General features: G+C 60.5%; 17 protein-coding genes. All 17 read right to left on the bottom strand.

The window, feature by feature from the left end:
* Positions 1–88: 88 nt before the first annotated feature.
* Positions 89–1,348 (bottom strand): lipopolysaccharide biosynthesis protein, encoded by a 1,260-nt coding sequence (locus C3E77_RS02900; RefSeq protein WP_162924896.1) that lies wholly within the window; start codon positions 1,346–1,348, stop codon positions 89–91.
* Between the two features lie 20 nt (positions 1,349–1,368).
* Positions 1,369–2,511 carry a non-hydrolyzing UDP-N-acetylglucosamine 2-epimerase gene (gene wecB / locus C3E77_RS02895; protein ID WP_108390261.1) on the bottom strand — a complete coding sequence of 381 codons (1,143 nt, stop codon included), beginning with the start codon at positions 2,509–2,511 and terminating at the stop codon, positions 1,369–1,371.
* Between the two features lie 2 nt (positions 2,512–2,513).
* The gene (locus C3E77_RS02890) at positions 2,514–3,533 is read right to left on the bottom strand and encodes a polysaccharide biosynthesis C-terminal domain-containing protein (RefSeq protein WP_234031268.1); all 1,020 of its coding nucleotides are present in this window, start codon (positions 3,531–3,533) and stop codon (positions 2,514–2,516) included.
* 77 nt (positions 3,534–3,610) lie between these two features.
* A complete protein-coding gene (locus tag C3E77_RS02885) occupies positions 3,611–4,717 on the bottom strand; it encodes an SDR family NAD(P)-dependent oxidoreductase (RefSeq protein WP_335583239.1) in 1,107 nt (368 codons plus the stop codon).
* Positions 4,714–5,667, bottom strand: a complete 954-nt coding sequence (locus C3E77_RS02880; protein ID WP_108390258.1) for a DegT/DnrJ/EryC1/StrS family aminotransferase — start codon at positions 5,665–5,667, stop codon at positions 4,714–4,716. Before C3E77_RS02880 ends, C3E77_RS02885 begins: the two co-directional genes overlap by 4 nt.
* The gene (locus C3E77_RS02875) at positions 5,664–6,470 is read right to left on the bottom strand and encodes a GNAT family N-acetyltransferase (protein WP_108390257.1); all 807 of its coding nucleotides are present in this window, start codon (positions 6,468–6,470) and stop codon (positions 5,664–5,666) included. Before C3E77_RS02875 ends, C3E77_RS02880 begins: the two co-directional genes overlap by 4 nt.
* Positions 6,470–8,290: a sugar transferase gene (locus C3E77_RS02870; protein ID WP_234031342.1), complete on the bottom strand. Its 1,821-nt coding sequence runs from the start codon at positions 8,288–8,290 to the stop codon at positions 6,470–6,472. Before C3E77_RS02870 ends, C3E77_RS02875 begins: the two co-directional genes overlap by 1 nt.
* Positions 8,291–8,349: 59 nt before the next feature.
* A complete protein-coding gene (locus C3E77_RS02865) occupies positions 8,350–9,441 on the bottom strand; it encodes a GNAT family N-acetyltransferase (protein ID WP_162924895.1) in 1,092 nt (363 codons plus the stop codon).
* Positions 9,438–10,559 carry a DegT/DnrJ/EryC1/StrS family aminotransferase gene (locus tag C3E77_RS02860; RefSeq protein WP_418288069.1) on the bottom strand — a complete coding sequence of 374 codons (1,122 nt, stop codon included), beginning with the start codon at positions 10,557–10,559 and terminating at the stop codon, positions 9,438–9,440. Before C3E77_RS02860 ends, C3E77_RS02865 begins: the two co-directional genes overlap by 4 nt.
* A gap of 14 nt (positions 10,560–10,573) precedes the next feature.
* Positions 10,574–12,427 carry a polysaccharide biosynthesis protein gene (locus tag C3E77_RS02855; RefSeq protein ID WP_108390253.1) on the bottom strand — a complete coding sequence of 618 codons (1,854 nt, stop codon included), beginning with the start codon at positions 12,425–12,427 and terminating at the stop codon, positions 10,574–10,576.
* A complete protein-coding gene (locus tag C3E77_RS02850; RefSeq protein WP_162924894.1) occupies positions 12,418–13,359 on the bottom strand; it encodes a beta propeller repeat protein in 942 nt (313 codons plus the stop codon). Before C3E77_RS02850 ends, C3E77_RS02855 begins: the two co-directional genes overlap by 10 nt.
* Before the next feature lie 8 nt (positions 13,360–13,367).
* Positions 13,368–13,970: an arsenate reductase/protein-tyrosine-phosphatase family protein gene (locus C3E77_RS02845; RefSeq protein WP_198412185.1), complete on the bottom strand. Its 603-nt coding sequence runs from the start codon at positions 13,968–13,970 to the stop codon at positions 13,368–13,370.
* Positions 13,971–13,973: 3 nt separating this feature from the next.
* Positions 13,974–15,449, bottom strand: a complete 1,476-nt coding sequence (locus tag C3E77_RS02840) for a tyrosine-protein kinase domain-containing protein (protein WP_108390251.1) — start codon at positions 15,447–15,449, stop codon at positions 13,974–13,976.
* Positions 15,450–15,581: 132 nt separating this feature from the next.
* Positions 15,582–16,094 carry a hypothetical protein gene (locus tag C3E77_RS02835; protein WP_162924893.1) on the bottom strand — a complete coding sequence of 171 codons (513 nt, stop codon included), beginning with the start codon at positions 16,092–16,094 and terminating at the stop codon, positions 15,582–15,584.
* A 246-nt stretch (positions 16,095–16,340) separates the two neighbouring features.
* Complete coding sequence (locus C3E77_RS02830; protein WP_162924892.1) at positions 16,341–17,072, bottom strand: cohesin domain-containing protein; 732 nt, start codon at positions 17,070–17,072, stop codon at positions 16,341–16,343.
* A gap of 57 nt (positions 17,073–17,129) precedes the next feature.
* On the bottom strand, positions 17,130–18,935 hold the full coding sequence (locus C3E77_RS02825) for an amidase family protein (RefSeq protein ID WP_234031266.1): 1,806 nt from the start codon (positions 18,933–18,935) through the stop codon (positions 17,130–17,132).
* Between the two features lie 232 nt (positions 18,936–19,167).
* Positions 19,168–19,635, bottom strand: a complete 468-nt coding sequence (locus tag C3E77_RS02820) for a MarR family winged helix-turn-helix transcriptional regulator (RefSeq protein WP_108390247.1) — start codon at positions 19,633–19,635, stop codon at positions 19,168–19,170.
* Positions 19,636–19,746 lie beyond the last annotated feature (111 nt).

Raw genomic sequence — 19,746 nt, 5'->3', positions numbered from 1 at the left:
TCGCAGGCCCCCGGTCGGAACCCCACACTTCGGCCAGACGGTGACTGGGACGATGTTGACGCCATCCTTTGTTCGGTCGGTGAGTAAATCATCGCACGTAGGATCTGACACCTACGCCGCGTTTGAGCATCACAGCCGCGAAAAACGTATAGGTAACACTGACGAAAACACTCACCCATGCAACTCCCACCGCGCCAGCAGCGGCTGCCGCTGGTAGGCCTGCCGCTGCCCAGACAACGACTGCTCCTACGTTGAGCCAGAATGCGACCCTCTCGAGGCCACACAACAGCATTAGTGGACTTACGTGACCACCTAATGCCACAACATACGCGGCGGCCGCAAGAATGATCAGCACGTCCGCGGCGACAAGGTAATCCGCTCCGTACAGCGTCCCCACTATGGCTTGGGCCCCGAAGATCATCGCAGCTACGGGCACCAGCAACACGAGCGCGGCTTGCCTGGTCGCGCCTTTGGTCAATTCGTTGAGTCCGGAAAGTGCTCCTCGATGGAAGAGACGCGCGAACTCGGGCGCGAGGTAACTCACCTGCAGACTCGGAACCAAAGACACAAAGTTGGCCAACCTCATTGCTGCAGTGAAATAGGAGACGCTCGCCAACGTGCTGGTTGCCGAGAGCACGTACACGGGCGCCCAAGTCAGTACGTAGAACAACAGCGAAGTTCCCATCATCGCCGCGAGTTGACCGCCGTTGCTCTTCACGAAGACGACAAAATCGGTCGAGTTTGGAGCTGACCCGCGCTCACTTTTCAGAGCTCGGACGGCTGCGGGGGCACTCCAGGCGAGCGTGAGCCAGGAAGACAGCGACAACGCCAGTAGAGCCGATGAGAGAGTTGCCGTCCCGAAGTGGCTCGATCCGAGGACGAACAGTGTCGCAAACAGCGGAACTGATCCCAACTCTGCGAGCACGCCCAACGCCAACGATCGCCGAGCTCGGAGAATAGCGCCCGCAATGACGGAGAACGCCTGCGGGATAACCGAGGCCACCAGCAGAGGATTCCACTCAGGGCCAACGCCAGAAAGGCGATACCCAACTACAGAAAGAACAACAATGACAACCGTTACGCCTGCCACCGTTGCGAACAGAGCGACGCCCACGGCGAAGCTGACATCGCGCGCCATATCAACGCCGCCCCGGCCGCAAATCTTCAGAACCAGATTGTCTGCACCAAATCGGCAAAACGTTGCAAGAATCGCGAGCGAAGTGAAAACGAGAAAGAACGACCCCGCATCTTCCACCGAAAGCACGCGCACAATGACCACAGTCAGCCCGAAGCTCGCGAGTATCGAAACAGCTCGGGCAGAAATAGCGCGGAAGGCGGGGCTACCCACCTAAACCGCCCTCGCAAACATCACTCGCCACGGAAACCCCGGATACCGGTTCGAGAATGATGCGTGGCGGCGGTGGACCGAATGAAACTAACTGCTCGACGAGACGCATCCGGGATGCAGTAGTCAGCGGGTATCGCGGCAGGACCGTCCTCGAGAAACTGTGCGAGAGTCATTTCGACGGCGTCAAGCACGCTGTCGGTCTCAACCCCCGCGGTGATCGTGACCCCCGTATCGATAGCTTCCGGCCGCTCGATTGCATCCCTCAGCGAAACTGCGGGAAACCCAAGGAGAGAAGATTCTTCGCTGATAGTCCCGCTGTCCGACAACACCAGTTTTGCGTTCTGCTGCAGATGGACATAATCGTTGAAACCGAATGGGGCATGGAAGATCAAGTCGCTCTTGGCGTCGGCGGGCTGTTGTTCGAGTCGATTTTTCGTTCGAGGATGCGTGGAGACCAGCACCGGCAGCCCATACCTGGTTCTAATCGCACGTAAGGCCTGGAGGACGGAGGCGAGCCTCTCCGCATTGTCAACGTTCTCCTCCCGGTGAAGGCTTACCAGGAAGAATCCACCTGCCACCAGGCCCTGCTGCTCCATGACCGTGCTCGAAGCAATTGCTTCTTCATTACCGCTGAGGACCTCCTTCATGGGCGACCCGGTCAGCAGAATCCGCGACGGATGTATGCCTTCTGCCAACAGGTTTCTACGGGCATGCTCCGTATACACGAGGTTGTAGTCAGATACGTGGTCAACAAGTCGCCGATTTGTCTCCTCTGGGACGTTCTCGTCGAATGATCGATTACCCGCTTCCATGTGATAAACCGGTATCTTCATTCGTTTCGCCATGACGGCGGAGATGCAACTGTTCGTATCGCCCAGGATCACGACGGCATCCGGCTTTTCCTCGATGAGTACCCTCTCGATTTTCTGGAGGATCGATCCGAGCACGGCTCCCAATGACGACGTGTCGGACTCCAGGAAATGATCCGGACGCCGCAGTCCCAGGTCCTCAAAGAAGACCTCGTTGAGCTCGTAGTCATAGTTCTGGCCGGTGTGCACGAGGACATGGTCGGTGTATTTGTCGAGGCGTTTGATCGTCGCCGCGAGCCGGATGATCTCGGGTCGTGTTCCTACGACGGTCAATACTTTCAAACGGTCGGTCATGGTTAAACAGCCTCTGCGATCGTGTCGGGAGCGTCGGGGTCGAAAATGTCGTTGGACCAGAACGAGGTGTAGAGATCGTCTGTCCCGGTGTTGGTGATCTTGTGCGTCCACATCGTGGGCATGTCTACGGCTGCAGGCTCGTCGCCGGTAACCCTGAACTCAAAGACGTCGTCGGTGAAGAGCTTGCGCAGGGAGATCGTCGCAGATCCTGAGAGCACCGTGAAACGCTCAACTTTGCGCCTGTGGAAGTGGTCACCACGGCTGATCCCTGGAACGGTCGTCGAGAATGAGGACTGACCGTTCCCTCCGTGCGATCGAATGATCTCAAAGAAGGAACCCCGCGCGTCTGCGTGACGTGTCAACCCGATCGGCGTCTGGGCAGGGAACGTGTACGAACGGAAAGTATTGAACAGGTTCCTGTCGAACGTCGAAGCGACATCCGGGATTTCTCCCCGGCGGTAGACCTCATCGATCGCGGTCAGGCGAGCCAAAAGACCGCTCACCGTTTCTTGCACCTCGAGGCCCGACTGCTGAGCTGCGTCGACGGTACCAAGAAGCACGTCCGCCGCATCCTGAGCATGCAGGAGCGTCAATTCTTTGTCATTGTCAACGCTGGGACGTTCGCCGTTCGCGATCAGGTGGCTGAATGTTGCTGTGACAGCGTTATAGAACGGCACGCCGTGTTCGCCGAACAGGTTGGGAAGAATAACGTCGTGGAAAGACGCGCCGACCTGCTCCGCCGCATTCCGGAGGGTATCCGAAGCGTCCGCCTTAGCTGCGCCGTACAGCGACCCGTTTCCGGACTGCGTTGAGTTCGCGAAGACGACCGATCGTGGAGGATCCTCAGCCCTTGTGATGGAGTCTGCCACTTGCTCCGCGAGGCGCTTGTTCCCATCCCGCACCTCGTCATCAGTTCCTCTGTTGACGCCAGCAAGATGCACGACACGCGAGGCGCCGCTCATCGACTGGGCTGCTGAACCACCGGAGTACCGGTCACCAAGGGGAATAGTCTGAACTGCCACGCCATTTTCGCGCGCGGCGCAGCGCGTGTGCCAGCCAAGAAAACCCTTCGCCCCGGTCAGGGCCACATGGCTCACAACTACCCTGCCTGCAAAAGGAGGAGACCGGCTGCCGCCAGTTCCGCGCGAACCTCGGGCAGCGAAAGCAGCATCTGTTCGACCTCCGGAACGTCCATGCGGTCGACCGTGTGGGAGTCGTAGTCGCTGTACGCCGTCTGCGAGACATCTCCCTCTTCAAAATAGACCTTGTAATTCAAGTCACGCTTGTCAGCCTGAATGCGGAAGTAGTCCCCCATGTCCTGGGCTCGCGAAAGCTCCTCTCGGCTGGCGAGCGCCTCAGAGAGCTTCTCCGCGTGACGCGTTCCGATGACCTCGACCTTTGAATCGGACTGGAAGAGGTTGATCACCGCTTGCGCGAGATCACGCACGGTGCATGACTGCGCTTTCCGAATAAAAAGATCGCCCTGCTTCGCGTGCTGAAAAGCGAACTCCACGAGGTCCACCGAGCTTGTCAGAGACATCATGAACCGCGTCATGTCGGGATTCGTCACTGTGAGGTTCTTCCCCGACTTTAGCTGGCGGATAAAGAGGGGAATCACGGAACCACGGGAGTACATGACGTTGCCGTAGCGGACACAGGACACCGTAGTCGAAGCATTGGGATTATTGAGCCCGTAAGACTGGGCGACTTTTTCCATCATTGCTTTACTCATCCCCATCGCGTTTACGGGGTAGACCGCCTTGTCCGTGCTCAGGCACACGACGGAAGCAACGCCAGCTTGATCAGCAGCGCGAATGACGTTCTCACTTCCTTGCACATTTGTCTTGATGGCTTCCATCGGGAAAAACTCGCAGGATGGCACCTGTTTGAGAGCTGCGGCGTGGAAGACATAGTCGACTTCTCTTATAGCCCGTTCGACGCTGAGGTAGTCTCTGATGTCGCCGACGTAGAAGCGAAGCCGGGAATCCGCAAGCTCATGCCGCATGAGATCTTGTTTCGCTTCATCGCGACTCAGAATGCGGACTTCCTCGACTCCCCGAGCCAAGAGCTTCTCGGCCACGGTGTGACCAAAAGACCCTGTACCCCCGGTCACCAGGATGCGCTTGCCCTCATAGCTATCTGTCATTTTTCCATTCCGTTTGTCTAAAGTTGTTGTCCCCATTGCCTGACCAACGATGTTCGTCACCAAGCTGCCTCATCAGGAGGACCCAGATGGGACCTAAACGATTCGACCATCGCAACCAGGAGCGTGTGGTCGACATCCTGGTGGACGGGGAAATTGAGGATGTGACGCGAAAGAGTAACAAGCGAAGGGAAGCCTCCCGCAAGCTGCGGGATAAGCGTGTGGTACAAACTCACCATGCCATAGCCGTCGGCGTTCATTCGGTCGTATATCTGACTTCGATTCTCGCCGAGTATGTAAACGGGAAGCGATTGCGGCACATCGTGATCATCGAGAGCGGGCCACAGGAGCTTGAACTTGCGGTCTAATTCGGGAAGGTCCGACAACAACGACGTCAACGTGGCAAACGTACGGCGCCGAGATTTCGCAATTCCGCGCCAGTCATAGGAAAGGACCTTGGACGCAAGTTCTGGTCTCGTTTCCACTTGACCGCTGACCAGCCTTGGGTTCGCGTAACTGACTAATCCACCGTCGGTAAGTGGGAACTGCTTGTGGAGGGAAAAAAGACTCGCGTCTCCGTGTCGTCCGGCCTCGCCGCCCCCGCGGGCAGTAAAGAACCCGTGCGCCAAATCTTCGATGAGTAACGCACCGTGCGCATCGGCGAGCTGGCGAACGCGTTTGAGATACGGGTCGGTCCGGCCAAAATAGTGAATCAGGACGAGGACGTTGAAGGTCCCAGCCTCCAAGCGACGTTCGAGATCGTCGATGTCCACCGACAGGTCGCCATTCAGCGAATAAAACCCATACGGGATGTGTGCCTCTCGGACGGGATCGAACACGCCACTTCCCTCACGCGGCGACCAACCGATGAAACCTGGGAGCAACACTCCCCCCTCGGAGAGCGGCACGTTCTCGAGAAGATCGCGCATTCCCTCTCGTGCCGAGTTATAGAAGAACGCGGGCTGGTAAGCATTCGAGGTACTGACAGCAGACTTGGATATTTTCGAGTTCATACGGGTCCTAACCACGGGGGCGGAGTGACGACTTGCCAAGAAAGCGACATCCGGTTATTCGTTTTGACAACCTCGAAATCGCTCTTTATGAGCGCGAGCTCATCCTCGGGTGCGACATAAAGAGCAGTGGTCATTCCGGCAAACATCGCGTGGAGGGCGGCGAGTGGCTCGTCCTCATCGAAGTCCTCCGCGGAGAAAGTACGGACCGTCGCATCTCCGAGCAAACCGTAGCGCCGCCCTCCAACGCTTCGACGGACATTCAGCTCGCAAAATCCGTACGCAGAATGCGCAGCGAGCGCAAAAGGTAAATTGTCCACAGCAACAACGCCCCGTGCCTCTGGCAGCTGTCGCGTGATCCATACCGAGCTACCGGAATCTCGGAAACCGAGTCTGGTGTAGAGGGACCGGGCAGCACCGTTATCGCGGAAAACGTCAAGACTCATCGTCGTCACCTCAGGATGCATCCTGACGAATTCGCGGATCAGCAAGGACGCAAACCCGTTGCCGCGTGCTTCCTCCGCCACGCAGATGTATGAGAGGTGCGCGTGGGCGGTGTCTACAATCCGGAAATCAGCGAAACCGATTACCCCTGCTTGCTGCTCGCCCTCGCCCCCTACCAGCACTAGCGAAGTCGTCGATGGGGTGGCACCGGGAAAACGAAGCGGTGCTGCAAGATAGCGTGCGACCCCAGACTGCGTGTATGTCATCAACGGCCAGAGGTGCGGCTCGAAAGAAGTACGCAGGAGACGGACAACTGCCGGAATGTCGTCTATTTGTAACGCGCGTATGGAAGTTGACAGCACTATCGAATCGCCTTCGCTCGCTCGTCGTCCAAGTTGAGCATTAGTGATTCCGCGTCCACGACGACCCCGCTGCTGCTGAAGACTTTGCCCAGCGTCCGCCACAAGACCTTCACGTCGAGGCCCAAGCTGAGGTTCTTGACGTATTCCACGTCGAGCGCGAGTCGGCGGTCCCAGGAAGCCGTGTTTCTCCCATTTACCTGTGCGAGCCCCGTTATGCCTGGGCGCACCTTCAGTCGGATTCGCTCTTCCGCGGTGAAGTGTTTGGTGTAACGAAGTAACAGCGGTCGAGGGCCTACCAAAGACATTTGCCCGCGAAACACATTCCACAATTCCGGGATCTCGTCCAGACTTGAACGGCGCAAGAATGAGCCCAATCGGGTGAGCCTCTCTTTGTCTGGCAGCAGCTCGCCGTTATCTCCGCGCGCGTTCGTCATAGTCCTGAACTTGAGCAACATAAACGGAACGTCGTCACGGCCAGGCCGCTCTTGTTTGAATATGACGGGGGCGCCGATCCCGATTCGAACAACACCGGCTACGCAGAGGAACGGCACCGCCAGTACAGCCATACCCAATCCCGACACAGCTACGTCGAGTGCGCGCTTAGCCGCAAGAGTGCGGGGTTGGAGAAGGCTTGCAGCGTCCAATACCTCGCTGAACCGACGTGCGCCGACACTCAGGGAGAGCTTCTCGCTGTAGTACTTCTGCCCGGCTAGTCCCATACTCTGCCGCTCCCCCGGGCTCAGGTCTAGAAGAGTTTCGATTCCCTTGACGAGGTCCTCAGGGTCCTCCGGGCTGAACGCCACACCTGCGCCCGCCTCCTGGACCATACGGGCGGCGTCGCCTCTGACGCCCATGAGGATCGGGCGTCCCGCAAGGAGATAGGCCTGCGTTTTCGACGGAATCGTGATTTCGAACAGCGGGTCGTCCTTGAGATGTACCAATAGTGCGTCCGCAGCACCGAGAACCTCACCAATCTCGGAGAGTGGCCGACGCTTAAGGAATTTGACGTTCGCAAGCTGGCGTCTTTGAGCTTCGGCCTTCAGGGTGCTCACCTCCAGCCCCCCGCCGACAATCACAAACCGCACTCTTCGGTCAGCCGCCATTAGTTCGGCGGCATCCAGCAGGGTACCGAGCGCCTGACCTCGGCCGACATTGCCCGCGAAGGTGACAGTGAATGAGCCATCCGTGCGAGCCGCAGCCGACGGGCCTGCGACAGTGAGCTGATCTTCATCAGCCCAGTTTGGGATTACGTCGATCTTGTCTCCTGGCACTCCCCGTCGAGTAATTGTCTTCTTGAAGCCGTCCGAGAGCACGACAATATGAGTTGCGCTGCGATAGATGTACTTCATCACACTGCCAACGGCTTTGAGAACGCGTGACTGGCTGACCATCCCCGTTGCGCCGAGAGTATCGGGCCACAGATCCTGAACGTCATAAACAAATGGGACGCCACGAAACCACTTCAAGCAGATCGCCGGCAATCCGACGGTTGCCGGCGGGTGGTACACGTATGCGACGTCGGGACGACGTATGAGGAGCGCTGCCACGGACGCTGACAACGCAAACGTCAAGTAGTTTAAGGCGCGACGCGCACCTGAACTGTCGTGGCTGGGATAGAGGGGAACTCGCAGTACGGGTATGCCTTCGATTTCTTCCTGCTGAAAGAGGCGAATCCGATAACCGTCGTAGAGTTTTCCCCCGGGATAGTTCGGAAACCCCGTTAGTACACGCACGTCGTAGCCGAGTGCCCGGAGCTGCTTAGCAAAGAGCAGCCCTTTGAAGGTGGGCTCCGGGTCGAACCACTGCGTCAAGAGCAGCACTTTCAAGCGTCGTTTATTGCCGTCCAAAACAGTCTGATCCTCGATTTCTCGTTGGCGCATCACAGCGGCAGCCGATACGAAGGAAAGTAGGTCGAGTCATCGGGCCAGACAGTTCCTTCCGCAACATATTCGCGTTTCCTTCGAGCGACGAGCGCGGCTACGAGTTCAGGCTTCAGGACCCGCTGACCGCTTCGGAACGAAACAGCACCATCCGGCGAGAAAGCCCGTTTGTACCGTTCGATGCCATCCCCCGCAGATGCACCGCCCCCGAGCACAAAGTGCTTCTTGCCCCGTGCCTGGGCCCAACGCATGATTTCGAATTTCAAGAGGTCGTTGGGGCGTAGGTCGAAGGCGGTTTCATCTGTGCCGCCCAGGAACGAATACACCGAATGCTCGGAGACCAAGACAAGTTCGGTGGAGATTGTCTTTCCTTCAAGGACGGCGTTGAAGTACGCATACTGTCCGACCAACTCCCGTCGGATCGAGTCGAAGAATGTGCGTGGAAAGTAATATCCGTTGGACGCTTGGCGCCTATCCATGGTTGCGACGTAGATCCGCATGAACTCGTCAAGCGCTGCTCCAGTCTCGTCGACAGTGATCGTGACGCCGCTTCGCTCAGCCTTTTTTACGTTCTTCCGAACCTTGCGATCGAAGCTCATCCACAACGTGTCTTCACTGACGTCCAAGGGGACCACGATATTCGCTAGCCGGTCCACTAGAACGCCCGGATATGGCAAGAGCTTTTCTGAGAACAAACTAAAACGGATGAACTCGGTGGCGATGCCGCTCTGCTCCGCCCATGCGTCGAAGGGTTCCCAAAACCTGCGCGCACTGGCGTCGGGATCCGCAAGACCCCAACATTGAGGCCCGCCATATCCGTATGGCGAGACGATGTCGGCAGCGGTTCCAAAGCTGTCGACCGGCTCAAGTGGGCGGAGGATGAACGGGTACAGGATTGCGCCGCCGGCCGGGTCAACATATGTTGCACACAGAACTCTCTGTCCCGGTTCTGCAAACAAACCGACATAAGAGGGGTGTGCATGCACCTCACGCCCAGGCCAGGTACTCCATAAATCTTTCCAAGCCTCGGCTTCAAGAGGGTCTGCGGCATCGAGTATCTGAAAGCCGGTTGCCATGACGTTGGCGCTCAAGCGTTCACTCGTTCCGTGAACCGGGAGAGGGCCGTCAACACTCGTGCGATCTCTGCGCCATCGAGCGCGGAACCACTCGGCAAGGTCAAACCACGCTCAAAGAGCCGCTCCGAGCTTCCGTTCGTGAGAGAGCGAGAGTCCACGAAGACAGGCTGCGCGTGCATCGGTTTCCACAACGGCCGACTCTCAATATTGTCTTCGAGTAGCGCATCGCTGAGGTCACGCGCACTCCACCCGGTAACTGCTGAGTCAATTACGACCGACGTAAGCCAACAGTTGTCGGCATCGTCGTCAGCACCACCAAAAACTTCAACTCCAGGCACCGCGGCAAAGAACTCGCGGTAGCGGTCCCGCATGGCCCGTCGACGCGCAATCATCTCGTCGAGGCGAGTCAGTTGAGCGCGGCCAAGCGCTGCGAGAATGTTACTGAGCCGGTAGTTATACCCGATATCGGTGTGCTCATAGTGCGTAACTGGCTGGCGCGCTTGCGTCGCAAGGTATCGAACCCGGGCCGCCATTGCTCCGTCATTCGTGAGGAGCATCCCGCCGCCGGAGGTGGTCATGATCTTGTTGCCGTTGAAGGAAATAATCGAGGCCAGGCCGAATGAGCCGGCGGGGCGCCCGCGGTGGGTAGCCCCAAACGACTCAGCGGCATCGGCGATCAATGGAATTCCGAACTCATCGGCAATGGCGCAAATCTCGGTGTAGTTGACCGTCTTGCCAAGCAAATCCACGGGGACAATGGCGCCGATGTTTTCACCCGCCTCCCGAAGCTGTTCGACAGCTCTCCGGAGGAGCACCGGGTCAAGGTTCCCGGTGGCAATGTCGCAGTCAATGAAGAATGGCTCTGCACCCGTGTAGCTGATGGCGTTGGCTGTTGCGGCAAAGGTCATCGTCGAGGTGAGAACCACGTCGCCCTCCCCTACGCCCGCGGCGAGCAGCGCCAGGTGTAACGCAGCAGTGCCCGAGCTCAGGGCCACCGCGTAAGTCACGCCGATTCGCGCCGCAACTTCGGCCTCAAACGCATCCACGTCTGGGCCCAGTGGTGCAATCCACCCGGATCGCATAGCCCCCATTACGAACTCCTCTTCCACCGCGCCGACGTCGGGGGACGACATGTGGATTCGGGCGTTCATCGCAGGTCACCCGCTGGGATCCGCTCGATGATGCTGGTCGCGTTGTTGTCTCGCGGATACGCAAGCATTCGTTCTTCCCAGCCTTGTTTGTTGAGCCGCTCGGGTGAAATACCTCCCACACGTGCGTGGGAGATTTTGGGATGGAGCGGACGCTCATCTGTCTCGTTGGATCCGATGAGTTCTTCGTGCAACTTTTCGCCATGACGCAATCCCGTGAATTGGATTTCTATGTCCTTACCCGACATAGAGATCATCCGCTGGGCGACATCGAGGATCCTCACCGGTTCTCCCATGTCGAGGATGAGCACTTCCCCACCGCTACCGATTCCCCCCCCTTGAACGACAAGCTGACACGCCTCCGGGATAGTCATGAAGAAGCGCGTGACATCCGGGTGTGTGACGGTCAGCGGACCGCCCGCTTCGATGAGCGAGGTGAAGGTCGGCAGCATCGAACCGCGGCTGCCAATCACATTGCCGAATCGAACCGACAGATAAGTCTCGCCCGATTCTTCTGCCATCCACGCCGTCAACTTTTCGGCAACTCGTTTGGAGTGCCCGAGCACGCTGGTCGGGTTGGCGGCTTTGTCCGTCGAAATGTTCACGAACGTGCTCACGCCTGCCGCGCGTGCAGCCTCCAGTACGTTGAGGGTGCCGAGGACATTGGTTTTCCATGCCTCGTCGGGGTACTGCTCCAGCATGGGCAGGTGCTTAAGAGCCGCCGCGTGGAACACCACGTCCGGCTGCCGTTCAGTGAAAATCACAGAAAGTGCGTCCGCATCTCGAATGTCTGCGAGCACGACATCGCGGGTGTCGAGAAGCCCATGGCCCGAAATGCCGATCTGCGCTCCCTGAAGCCCGGTCTCATCGCGGTCAAGCATGATGAGCTCTCCGGGACTGTACTTCGAGATTTGACGGCACAGTTCCGCGCCGATCGAACCACCGGCTCCGGTGACGAGCACCCTTTTTCCTTCGAGGTAGCCAGCGATCGTCTCGACCTCGGTATCGACGGGATGCCGGCCGATCAAATCTTCAATCGAGATATCGCGCATGTCGGCCAGGCTGGTCTTGCGCTCGAGGAGCGTCTCAAGCGGCGGCAACACCTTGACTTGGAGGCCAGCCGCCGTTGCAGCATCCGAAATGCGGCGGATAAGCGTGGAATCCGCGCGCCCAATGCAGATCACCAGGTCCGTCGAACGTGTCTGCTCGACGACCTTGTGGAGGTCATGGAACGTTCCCATCACGGGCACACCGCGGTGCTGCGCATTTGACTTCAGGGGGTCGTCATCGAGGAACGCGACCGGAAGGAATTGGGATGTCGGATCGGTGAGCATGCGACGAACCAGGGTTGATCCCAGATAGCCGGCTCCATAGACCAGTGTGCGCCTGGCTTCACTGCCCGGCTTGTACTTGCGTTCGACATAGAGTCGCTTGGCATACCGAACGGCAAACATCATGATGAGCGCCATCGGGAAGGCGATAACGGTCGCGCTCCGCGCAATGTCGATCACTGTTCCGAAAAGGATCACGGGCACGCTGAGTATCGCCAGAACGGTGAGGGCCGAGAACACCAGCGCTCGCACTTCTTCGAAGCTGCCGTAGGTGTAGCGCCCCTTATAGAGGGCATAGCCCCAGCCGACAACGAACTGCAAAACGATTGCGACGACAACGATCGCGGCGAGGGTCTTCCAGGAGACGGTGGACAGGACGAACTCATAGCGAAACATGACGGCCAGCACGAGCGCCACGGACCACGCCGCTGCATCGAGAACGAACTGCGCTCCGAAACGGACGAGCGGTACCTCACCGTTGAGCAGATCTCGCTCTTTGACTGCCCCGTTATCTAACTCCATGTCAGCCCCCCATCAGTAGATCGCGCAAAGAAGGCCCCGGCCCAGAGCCACAGCGTGCCGCCCTCAGCCATAGAGATCGCGGTTTCTCCTGGTGCCGGTGCTTCGCCGCCACACCCCGCCGGAAGCCCCACTCGCGAGCCCAGAAGCGTCACAACCGACGTCCCCGTGCACTGGCCTTGTCCAACAACCGCGACAACGTAGCCGTCGGGAGCACCAGCGACGGCGGTCGCCCCCGGCACTGTGGCGGTGTCCCAGTTCGCTCCCCCATCCGTCGTCGAGAAAATTGCCTGGTCTTCACAGAGAACAGCCGCCTCCGATGTCGAGCGCGTAGCGATCGACACCGCTGAACCGCAGGGAGCGGGGACGCTGCCGTCAGGCGCGTGCACGGTCGCGCGGTCCATCGGATCGAGGTACCAGTACGACCCCAGGTTGGACGAGTGGTCCTCCCATGCATCGCCCGCCACGAACGTACCGATCAGCTGGGGCGCGCATTCGGCGTCGAGCGTCACCACGTTGGCTTCCGAGGCACTTTCCGGAACGACCCGTACCAGCGCGGAAAAGCCAGCTCGTACTTCCGGGTCGACACTATTCCAGGTCACTCCGCCGTCATCGGTGTATTCGAGTTCTGGAGCGTTTCCGGGGCAGGAACCGGTCAGCCCACGCCACGACACGTCATCTGTGACAGCGGCAAGCACGCGTTGCGGTACCACCGCGCTTGCAACCGCCTGCGGACTCGCTGTGGGGCTGGCACTCGCGGATGATGAAGGGGACGGGATGCTTGCGCGAACGGTCTGGGGTATGCGCTTCTCATCAAGTGCGGCGACAACCAGGCCTACGTCGAGGATGAGAAATACCGCAAGAGCGGCAATGGACCATCGCTTGGGGAATCGCTCCCCCTTGCCTCGACGCACCAATGCGTTATTTGATCCCACGGCGATGCCTAGATGACCGTGGCGGCGCGGTGGAACAGGTCGACGGTGCTCGCAACGGCTGGAACCAATTCGTGGCCGGTACGGACATACACGTCGTCATGGCGTCGATAGGGATCTACCACGTCATCGTCGTCGGGGCTAAGCGCGGGGGCCACAACCCCTCGCAGTGCCGCACAAGTTGCGACGGCGGACGCAAAGCGCCCGGCGAGGTCGTCTGGCGGCAGAATCGCAACGTCCGTCAGGTCGGCGTCGGTGATTTCGGCAGCGATGCGCGCGAACTCACGGATCGTGAAGGTATAGCGCGCGGCCCTCGGGTGCAGTTGCACAATCGCTCTGCGGTGTTCGCGCGCCATCGCGAAGATGACATCAGCGTCACGGATGTCGATTTCCGTGAGTTCGCGCGCGACGTGAGCTTCCGCATCAGTCACCCCGAGGCTGGTAGCCAACGTGAGTGCCCGCGCATCCATGGGCTCGCCGCTCAGGCCGACGGTTCCAGCACTGGCAACAGTTACCCCGGGGTACGCGCTCAAGCCTGCGCGCAGGAGCTGTTCCGCCAACGGCGACCGGCAGATGTTTCCCGAGCAGACGGTCAATATCCTGAAGGGCGTCACGGGCTACTCAGCCCCTACTTCACGAAGGGACCGGCGATTGCGCGCGTCCTTGGGTCCTCGTTTCTTTCGACCCGTCTTCTCGCCGAGTCCGTCATCCGAAGCACTTTCGGTTTCTTCAAACTTTCCGTAGCTGTACTGACCGTAGGCGTACGAATCCGGACCCTTGGTCGGGAGCATGGTAACCACGACTCCCGCGAGGTGGCTTCCGATGCTCTCGAGCGTACGGACGGCTGCACTCAGTTCGTTCTTCCTGGTGCGCCCGGATGCAGCGACCACGATTGCCCCGCCCGCGAGTTTGGACACGACGGCTGCGTCGGTCACGAGAAGCAGCGGTGGAGCATCGATCAGGACAACATCGAACTGGTCAGTAAGCGCATCGAGCAGGCGCTTCATCGCTGCCGAGCCCAACAGCTCGCTGGGGTTCGGGGGAACGCGGCCGCTCGGCAGGACGTACAGGTTGCCACGACCCCACTTCTGGAGCACGTCCGCGAGCTCGGCACGCCCAATCAACACATCGGTGAGCCCTACTCCCCCCTCTACACCCATGTAGTGGGCAACGCGTGGCAGGCGCAAATCACCGTCGATGAGGGCAACCGAGGCGCCGGTTTCCGCCAAGGCAATGGCCAGGTTCGCGGCGGTCGTGCTCTTGCCTTCTCCGGGTATCGAACTGGTGATGACAAAGCTTCGTGGGCCCGCATCGAGGTTGACGAACTGGAGGTTGGTGCGGAGACTCCGGAAGGATTCAGCCCGGGGACTGCGCGGGTCAGCGTGAACGACAAGGGGCCGTTTCTTTGCTTCTGGGTCGAAAGTTATACCGCCGAGAATGGGCGCCGGAGTCACCAGCTCGATGTCACGCGAGCTGTGAACCCGGGTGTCGAGTACGCTTCGCAACACGGCAACGGCGAGCCCGATGACGAGGCCGACCAACAGGCCCAGGATGATATTGAGTCTCACGTTCGGGCTCGACGGCTCGACGGGGATGACCGCAGGCTGAATTGTCTCAATCCGCACCGGACTCGCGGTCTCACCCGCGGGCTTCTCCAGTTGCGTGGTGACGACGTCAGCGAAGGTTGCACCCACCGAGTTCGCGATGTCGGTCGCTGTGACAGGGTCAGTGCTCGTCACGGTCACGTTGATCAGCACCGTGTTCAGCGGCGAGGTCGCCTCAACCAACGGGGCAAGCTCTTGCGCTGTCATGTCGAGGTCGAGTTCTTCGATGACCTGGTCAAGCACGAGCGCACTGTTCACGACGTCCACGTACGACGTGACCGCCTGGCGCGCAAAGCTTGTGCCCTGCACGAGATCCCCCGTGGCGGCACCTTCGGCGGCTCGCACAGAAACATAAAGCTCTGTCGTCGACTGGTACTTCGGGGCCATCGCCAGTGATGCGGCCGCCGCGACGCCAACACCCAGCAATACGCAGGCGAGGATAAGAATCCAGCTCTTGTGCAGGATTCTTACGTAGTCCTTGAGCTCCAACAAGTACCCCCAAATACAGCTGCCTATTCGGCAGATCGGTTCAGTTTTGCACATCTCTCATGAGACGCGCGCGTTTCGACACGGCAGATCCGCGTCTCGAATAGGGCCAAAAGACCCCTCTGCGGATGAACTTCAAATCACGGATGCGAGCGGCGGCGGATTAATGTCGGCAAAGTTTGCCAGTAGTGCAGTCCGAAAGCCCCCAGCACCGTTAATTGCCGTCTGTTCCTCCGCCGCTCCCAGACTCTTGACCGAGAAAAGAACTCCCGCCACGACGAGGGCCAGTGCTGCGACGAGCGAGATGACCAGCGTCAGTACGCTGCGCGGCCGTCTCTGTTTGGTGCCGGGCAGGTAGGTCGGGGCGACCGGGCGTGAGATCCGCTCCTGTCGGGCTATTCGGGCGCTGACGTCAGCACCATCGTCAAGGCGAAGAGTCGCCAGCCCAGGAGTGACGACAGAGGCGGAGGCTGCGTCTCCAACGCGGGCCGTGGCGCCTGCGCTCTCAAACGGCAAGGTCAGCTTGAACCTGTCGTCACGGTCGGAGTCGACATCGACTGCGCCGAATGCAGCCCGTCTGGACGCACGAGACTCATCAATCCCGCCAGCGACTCCATCCATCTGGAGGCTGTCTCTGTTGTGGTTCATGATCGATGTCTCCCGGGCAGGCCAGAGGAGAGCCCTGACGACAGAACGCTATCGCACCGGTCGGTGCATTCAGGATTTCTCCCCCCGCTCTGGGGGACGGGCCAGGTTGTCACCGCTGACTCGCGTGCCCTTCGCAGCGACATAGCAATTGCCGTGGGCGAGTTGCGCCTCGCCCACGGCAATTGCCTTTCTCTTATGAGTTTCTCGTCAGCGGCGGGGATTATCCGGCGCCAGAGGCGAGCTGGCTCAGACCTGGCTGGCCCGCTTCCGCCGCACCCCGAAGACGAGCAGCGCGCCGAGCAGGAGCGCAGCGCCCGCACCGACAAACGGCCACGCCGCGAGGTCAGCGCCGGTACCCGACAGGATGTCTCGGCCCGGTCCGGAAACGGGGTCGGCGTCTTCCCCCGCGGGACCGCCCGGCGTTACGGGAGCCGCCGGAGCAGCCGACGGCGGTGCCGCTGGCGCGGGCGGAGCCAGAACCTCGACCACGGCCGACGCGGCATCCGTGACGACGAGCGACACGGCATCCGCCCCGACCAGTTCTGCGTCGAGCGCGAGCGTCACCTCGCCCGCGTCGATCGCCTCGAACGACAGGGTCGCGAGCGTCAGGTCACCGGTCGCGCTCGGTGACGTACCGAGCTTGGTGTGCACGTATTGCAGTTCGCTGCCCTCGACGGTCGCGGCCCCGACTCCCGACACCGGGGTCTGCGCACTGCCGTCGACATACTCGAGCACCGCCGGGTCGAAGCCCAGGGCGAGCTCATATGCGTACACGTCGACCGCTCCCGTGACCGACACCGTGACGTCGACGGTCTCGCCGACCTGCACCGTGGCATCCGACACCGCAACCGTGAAGGTCGCGACGCTCGGAGCTGCCGTCGCCGACAGCGGCGCGGCCAGAACCAGGCCGCCCACCATCGCGGCGAACGCCGTACCCGCGAATGGTGCTCGTCGACGGATGCTCCGCGCTGATGACATGGACTCGTTACCTTTCAGTTCTGTCTGTTGTTGCACTCGCCGTATCGTCGCCATGGCTCAACCCACCAATTCCGGGAAGAGGGACGGCGAGGTGCGGTGCTTCGTGGCCTGCTCGTAGTCGTACGCGAACCCGAGCAGTGTTGGCTCGGCGTAAGACCGGCCGAGGAACTCGATGTTCGATGGGGCTCCGTCGATGGTGCTTCCGTCGATCGCGGTCGACGACATGCCCATCGGAACGGTGACCGCCGGCATGCCGCCGTACGGGCTGAGGCGGTTGTTGGCGCCGGCGTTGTACTGGCCGGTCGTCGTCGGGTAGATCATCGCCGACACGTTGTACGAGTCCATTGCCCCGGTGAGGATCGACTCTCCATTGGCGATTTCAGCGTTGTGCTGCGTGATCCAGGCCTGGTACTGCTCCTCCGTCACGCGCTCACGAGCGTTGTACGTGCTGGTGCGCGAGGGGTACTGGTAGTCGTTCGCGGCGATGATCTCGGCGAGCGTCTCGTACGGTACGTCTGGGTCGGTGACGAACTTGGCGAGGTACTCGTTGACGTCGTGCTTGAACTCGTTGGTGCTTCCGCTCGAGTAGTTCTGAACGGTCGAGAGGTTGGGGATCACCATCTCAACGACCGTCGCGCCCTGCGCTTCGAGGTCGGCCTTCGCCTGGTTGAACAGGCGAAGCACAGCGGGGTTCGTGCCGACAATCGACGGAACGTAACCGATCCGCGCGCCCTCGAGGCTCGAGTCGTCAAGGCTCGAGGTGTACGTGCCGGGGATATTGCCGGTCGACTCGGCGGTGATGGCGTCTTCCGGGTCGAACCCGACAACCGAGTCGAGCGCGATCGCCGCGTCGGCAACCGTGCGGGTCATCGGGCCACCGGTGTCCTGCGACAGCGCGAGCGGGATGATCCCGTCACGGCTGGCGAGGCCAACCGTCGGCCGTACGCCAACGAGCTGGTTGAACGACGACGGCACCCGGATCGATCCGCCGGTGTCCGTGCCGAGTCCGATGATGCCGAGGTTCGCGGCGATGGATGCGCCGGTTCCTCCGCTGGATCCGCCCGCGTTCTGGTTGCGGACGTACGGGCTCATGGTCGGTCCGCCGAGCGAGCTGTCGGTGCTGAGGTTGAACGCAAACTCGTCGAGGTTGGCCTTCGCCAAAATGACCGCCCCGTCAGCGCGCATCTGCTCGACCATCTGGCTGTCGGCATCCGTCTGGTTGTTCTTCAGGCAGGTACACCCGGCCGTCGTCGGCATGTCGACAGTGTTGTAGTTGTCTTTCGCGATCACGGGGATGCCGTGAAGCATGCTGCGCGGACCGCCGGCGGCACGCTCCGCATCCAGCTGGGCAGCAATCTCGAGCGCGCGCTCGTTGACCGAGATGATCGAGTTGAGCTTCTCGCCCTGGTCGTCGTACGCTGCGATCCGGTCGAGGTACATCTTTGTCAGCGAGACGGCGCTGATCACACCGGCGTTCATCGCCTTCTGCGCGTCGATCGTGCTCGCCTCGACCGCGGAGAACGGACCGTCGTCGTAGAGGGCACGCTGGCTCAGCTGGGCGACGTCGGTGAGGGTGATCGTTTCGTTGCCGTCGAAGTCGGCGGCGCTCACACCCGACCACGCTGGATCCGCGCTCGTACTGCCGAGTGCGGCCATGATCTTTGCGATATCCACCTCATCGACGGCATCATCACCGGTGAGATCTGCCTCTATATAGAAGGGAGCGAGAAAGTTCAGTCCTGTGGTGTCTGACGGTGCCGCTGTCGCGACGGTGAGGCCACCGAGGCTGGTGGCCGCAACAGCCACCATCGCTCCCGGCAGCAGAACGAATTTTCGGAATCGGGGCCGTGATGGCTGACTCAAGGTTTTCCTCTCGGGGCAGGCAAGGAATCGAGACGCAGGATGCGCCGTGACGACGCATTCTGCGGCGTGAGTCCGATGCTCACAGCCCCGTGTTGCAGGGGTGTAACGCCCCGGTTTCGAGGGCTGGCCCAATTGGCCGATCGCGTTACAACCGTGCTCCGGAGGCCTTCACCCGGTTTGATCGGCCTAACCGATGGTGACAAGTGCCCTCGCGGCCGGGCGGCACCATCGTCTACTTTGCGGTGTGCGCCTTCAGCGCGTGCGCGGTCTTCTGAAAGGCGTCGTTCATCGTCGTATTTGCGATACCCGGTGCTTCATCCAGCGCGTCGCGAACTACGGCGTCAACCTCCTCAAAGAACTGTTTCATCGCGGACTCTCCCGCCGGTGTCGTTTTTACCAGCGAGCTCCGCCGGTCATCGGGGTTCACGTCCCGAAGGAGATACCCACCAGCCTGGATACGGTCGACGAGAGGCGTGATGGAACCCGATGTGAGGCCCAGCCTGGTGGCCAGATCACCCGGGGTGAGCGGCCCAGCAAGATAGACATGCTCAAGCGCTGTGAGGTCAGTTGGACTCAGGCCGAGGTGTGCCGCCCGGACCTGTTGGAACGCCAATCCGTTCAGAACGAGGTCCCGCAACCCGAGAGCCAGGTCGCGAGTCGACGTGAGCTCGAATCGAGCGTTGGTGTCCGGTAACGCCATCTGCTTCGTCCTTCACGTTCCCCAAAATCCCCTCCCCTATCTTTATCCACCCGGCAACCGGCGGCAGGGGCCTTGCACACCCAGTGAAGGGGTGATTTGGGTTCGTTGACG

This window comes from Mycetocola zhujimingii, assembly GCF_003065425.1.
GTDB lineage: Bacteria > Actinomycetota > Actinomycetes > Actinomycetales > Microbacteriaceae > Mycetocola_A > Mycetocola_A zhujimingii.
The sequence above is the reverse complement of the archived record's forward strand: the minus strand, read 5'-3'. Positions and strand labels throughout refer to the sequence as shown.

Excerpts from the sequence above, each read along its gene's own strand:
- C3E77_RS02855 (WP_108390253.1), bottom strand. The coding sequence starts at position 12,427 with ATGGAGTTAGATAACGGGGCAGTCAAAGAGCGAGATCTGCTCAACGGT.
- C3E77_RS02820 (WP_108390247.1), bottom strand. The coding sequence starts at position 19,635 with ATGGCGTTACCGGACACCAACGCTCGATTCGAGCTCACGTCGACTCGC.
- C3E77_RS02830 (WP_162924892.1), bottom strand. The coding sequence starts at position 17,072 with ATGTCATCAGCGCGGAGCATCCGTCGACGAGCACCATTCGCGGGTACG.
- C3E77_RS02835 (WP_162924893.1), bottom strand. The coding sequence starts at position 16,094 with ATGAACCACAACAGAGACAGCCTCCAGATGGATGGAGTCGCTGGCGGG.
- C3E77_RS02860 (WP_418288069.1), bottom strand. The coding sequence starts at position 10,559 with ATGTCGTCCCCCGACGTCGGCGCGGTGGAAGAGGAGTTCGTAATGGGG.
- wecB (WP_108390261.1), bottom strand. The coding sequence starts at position 2,511 with ATGACCGACCGTTTGAAAGTATTGACCGTCGTAGGAACACGACCCGAG.
- C3E77_RS02880 (WP_108390258.1), bottom strand. The coding sequence starts at position 5,667 with ATGAACTCGAAAATATCCAAGTCTGCTGTCAGTACCTCGAATGCTTAC.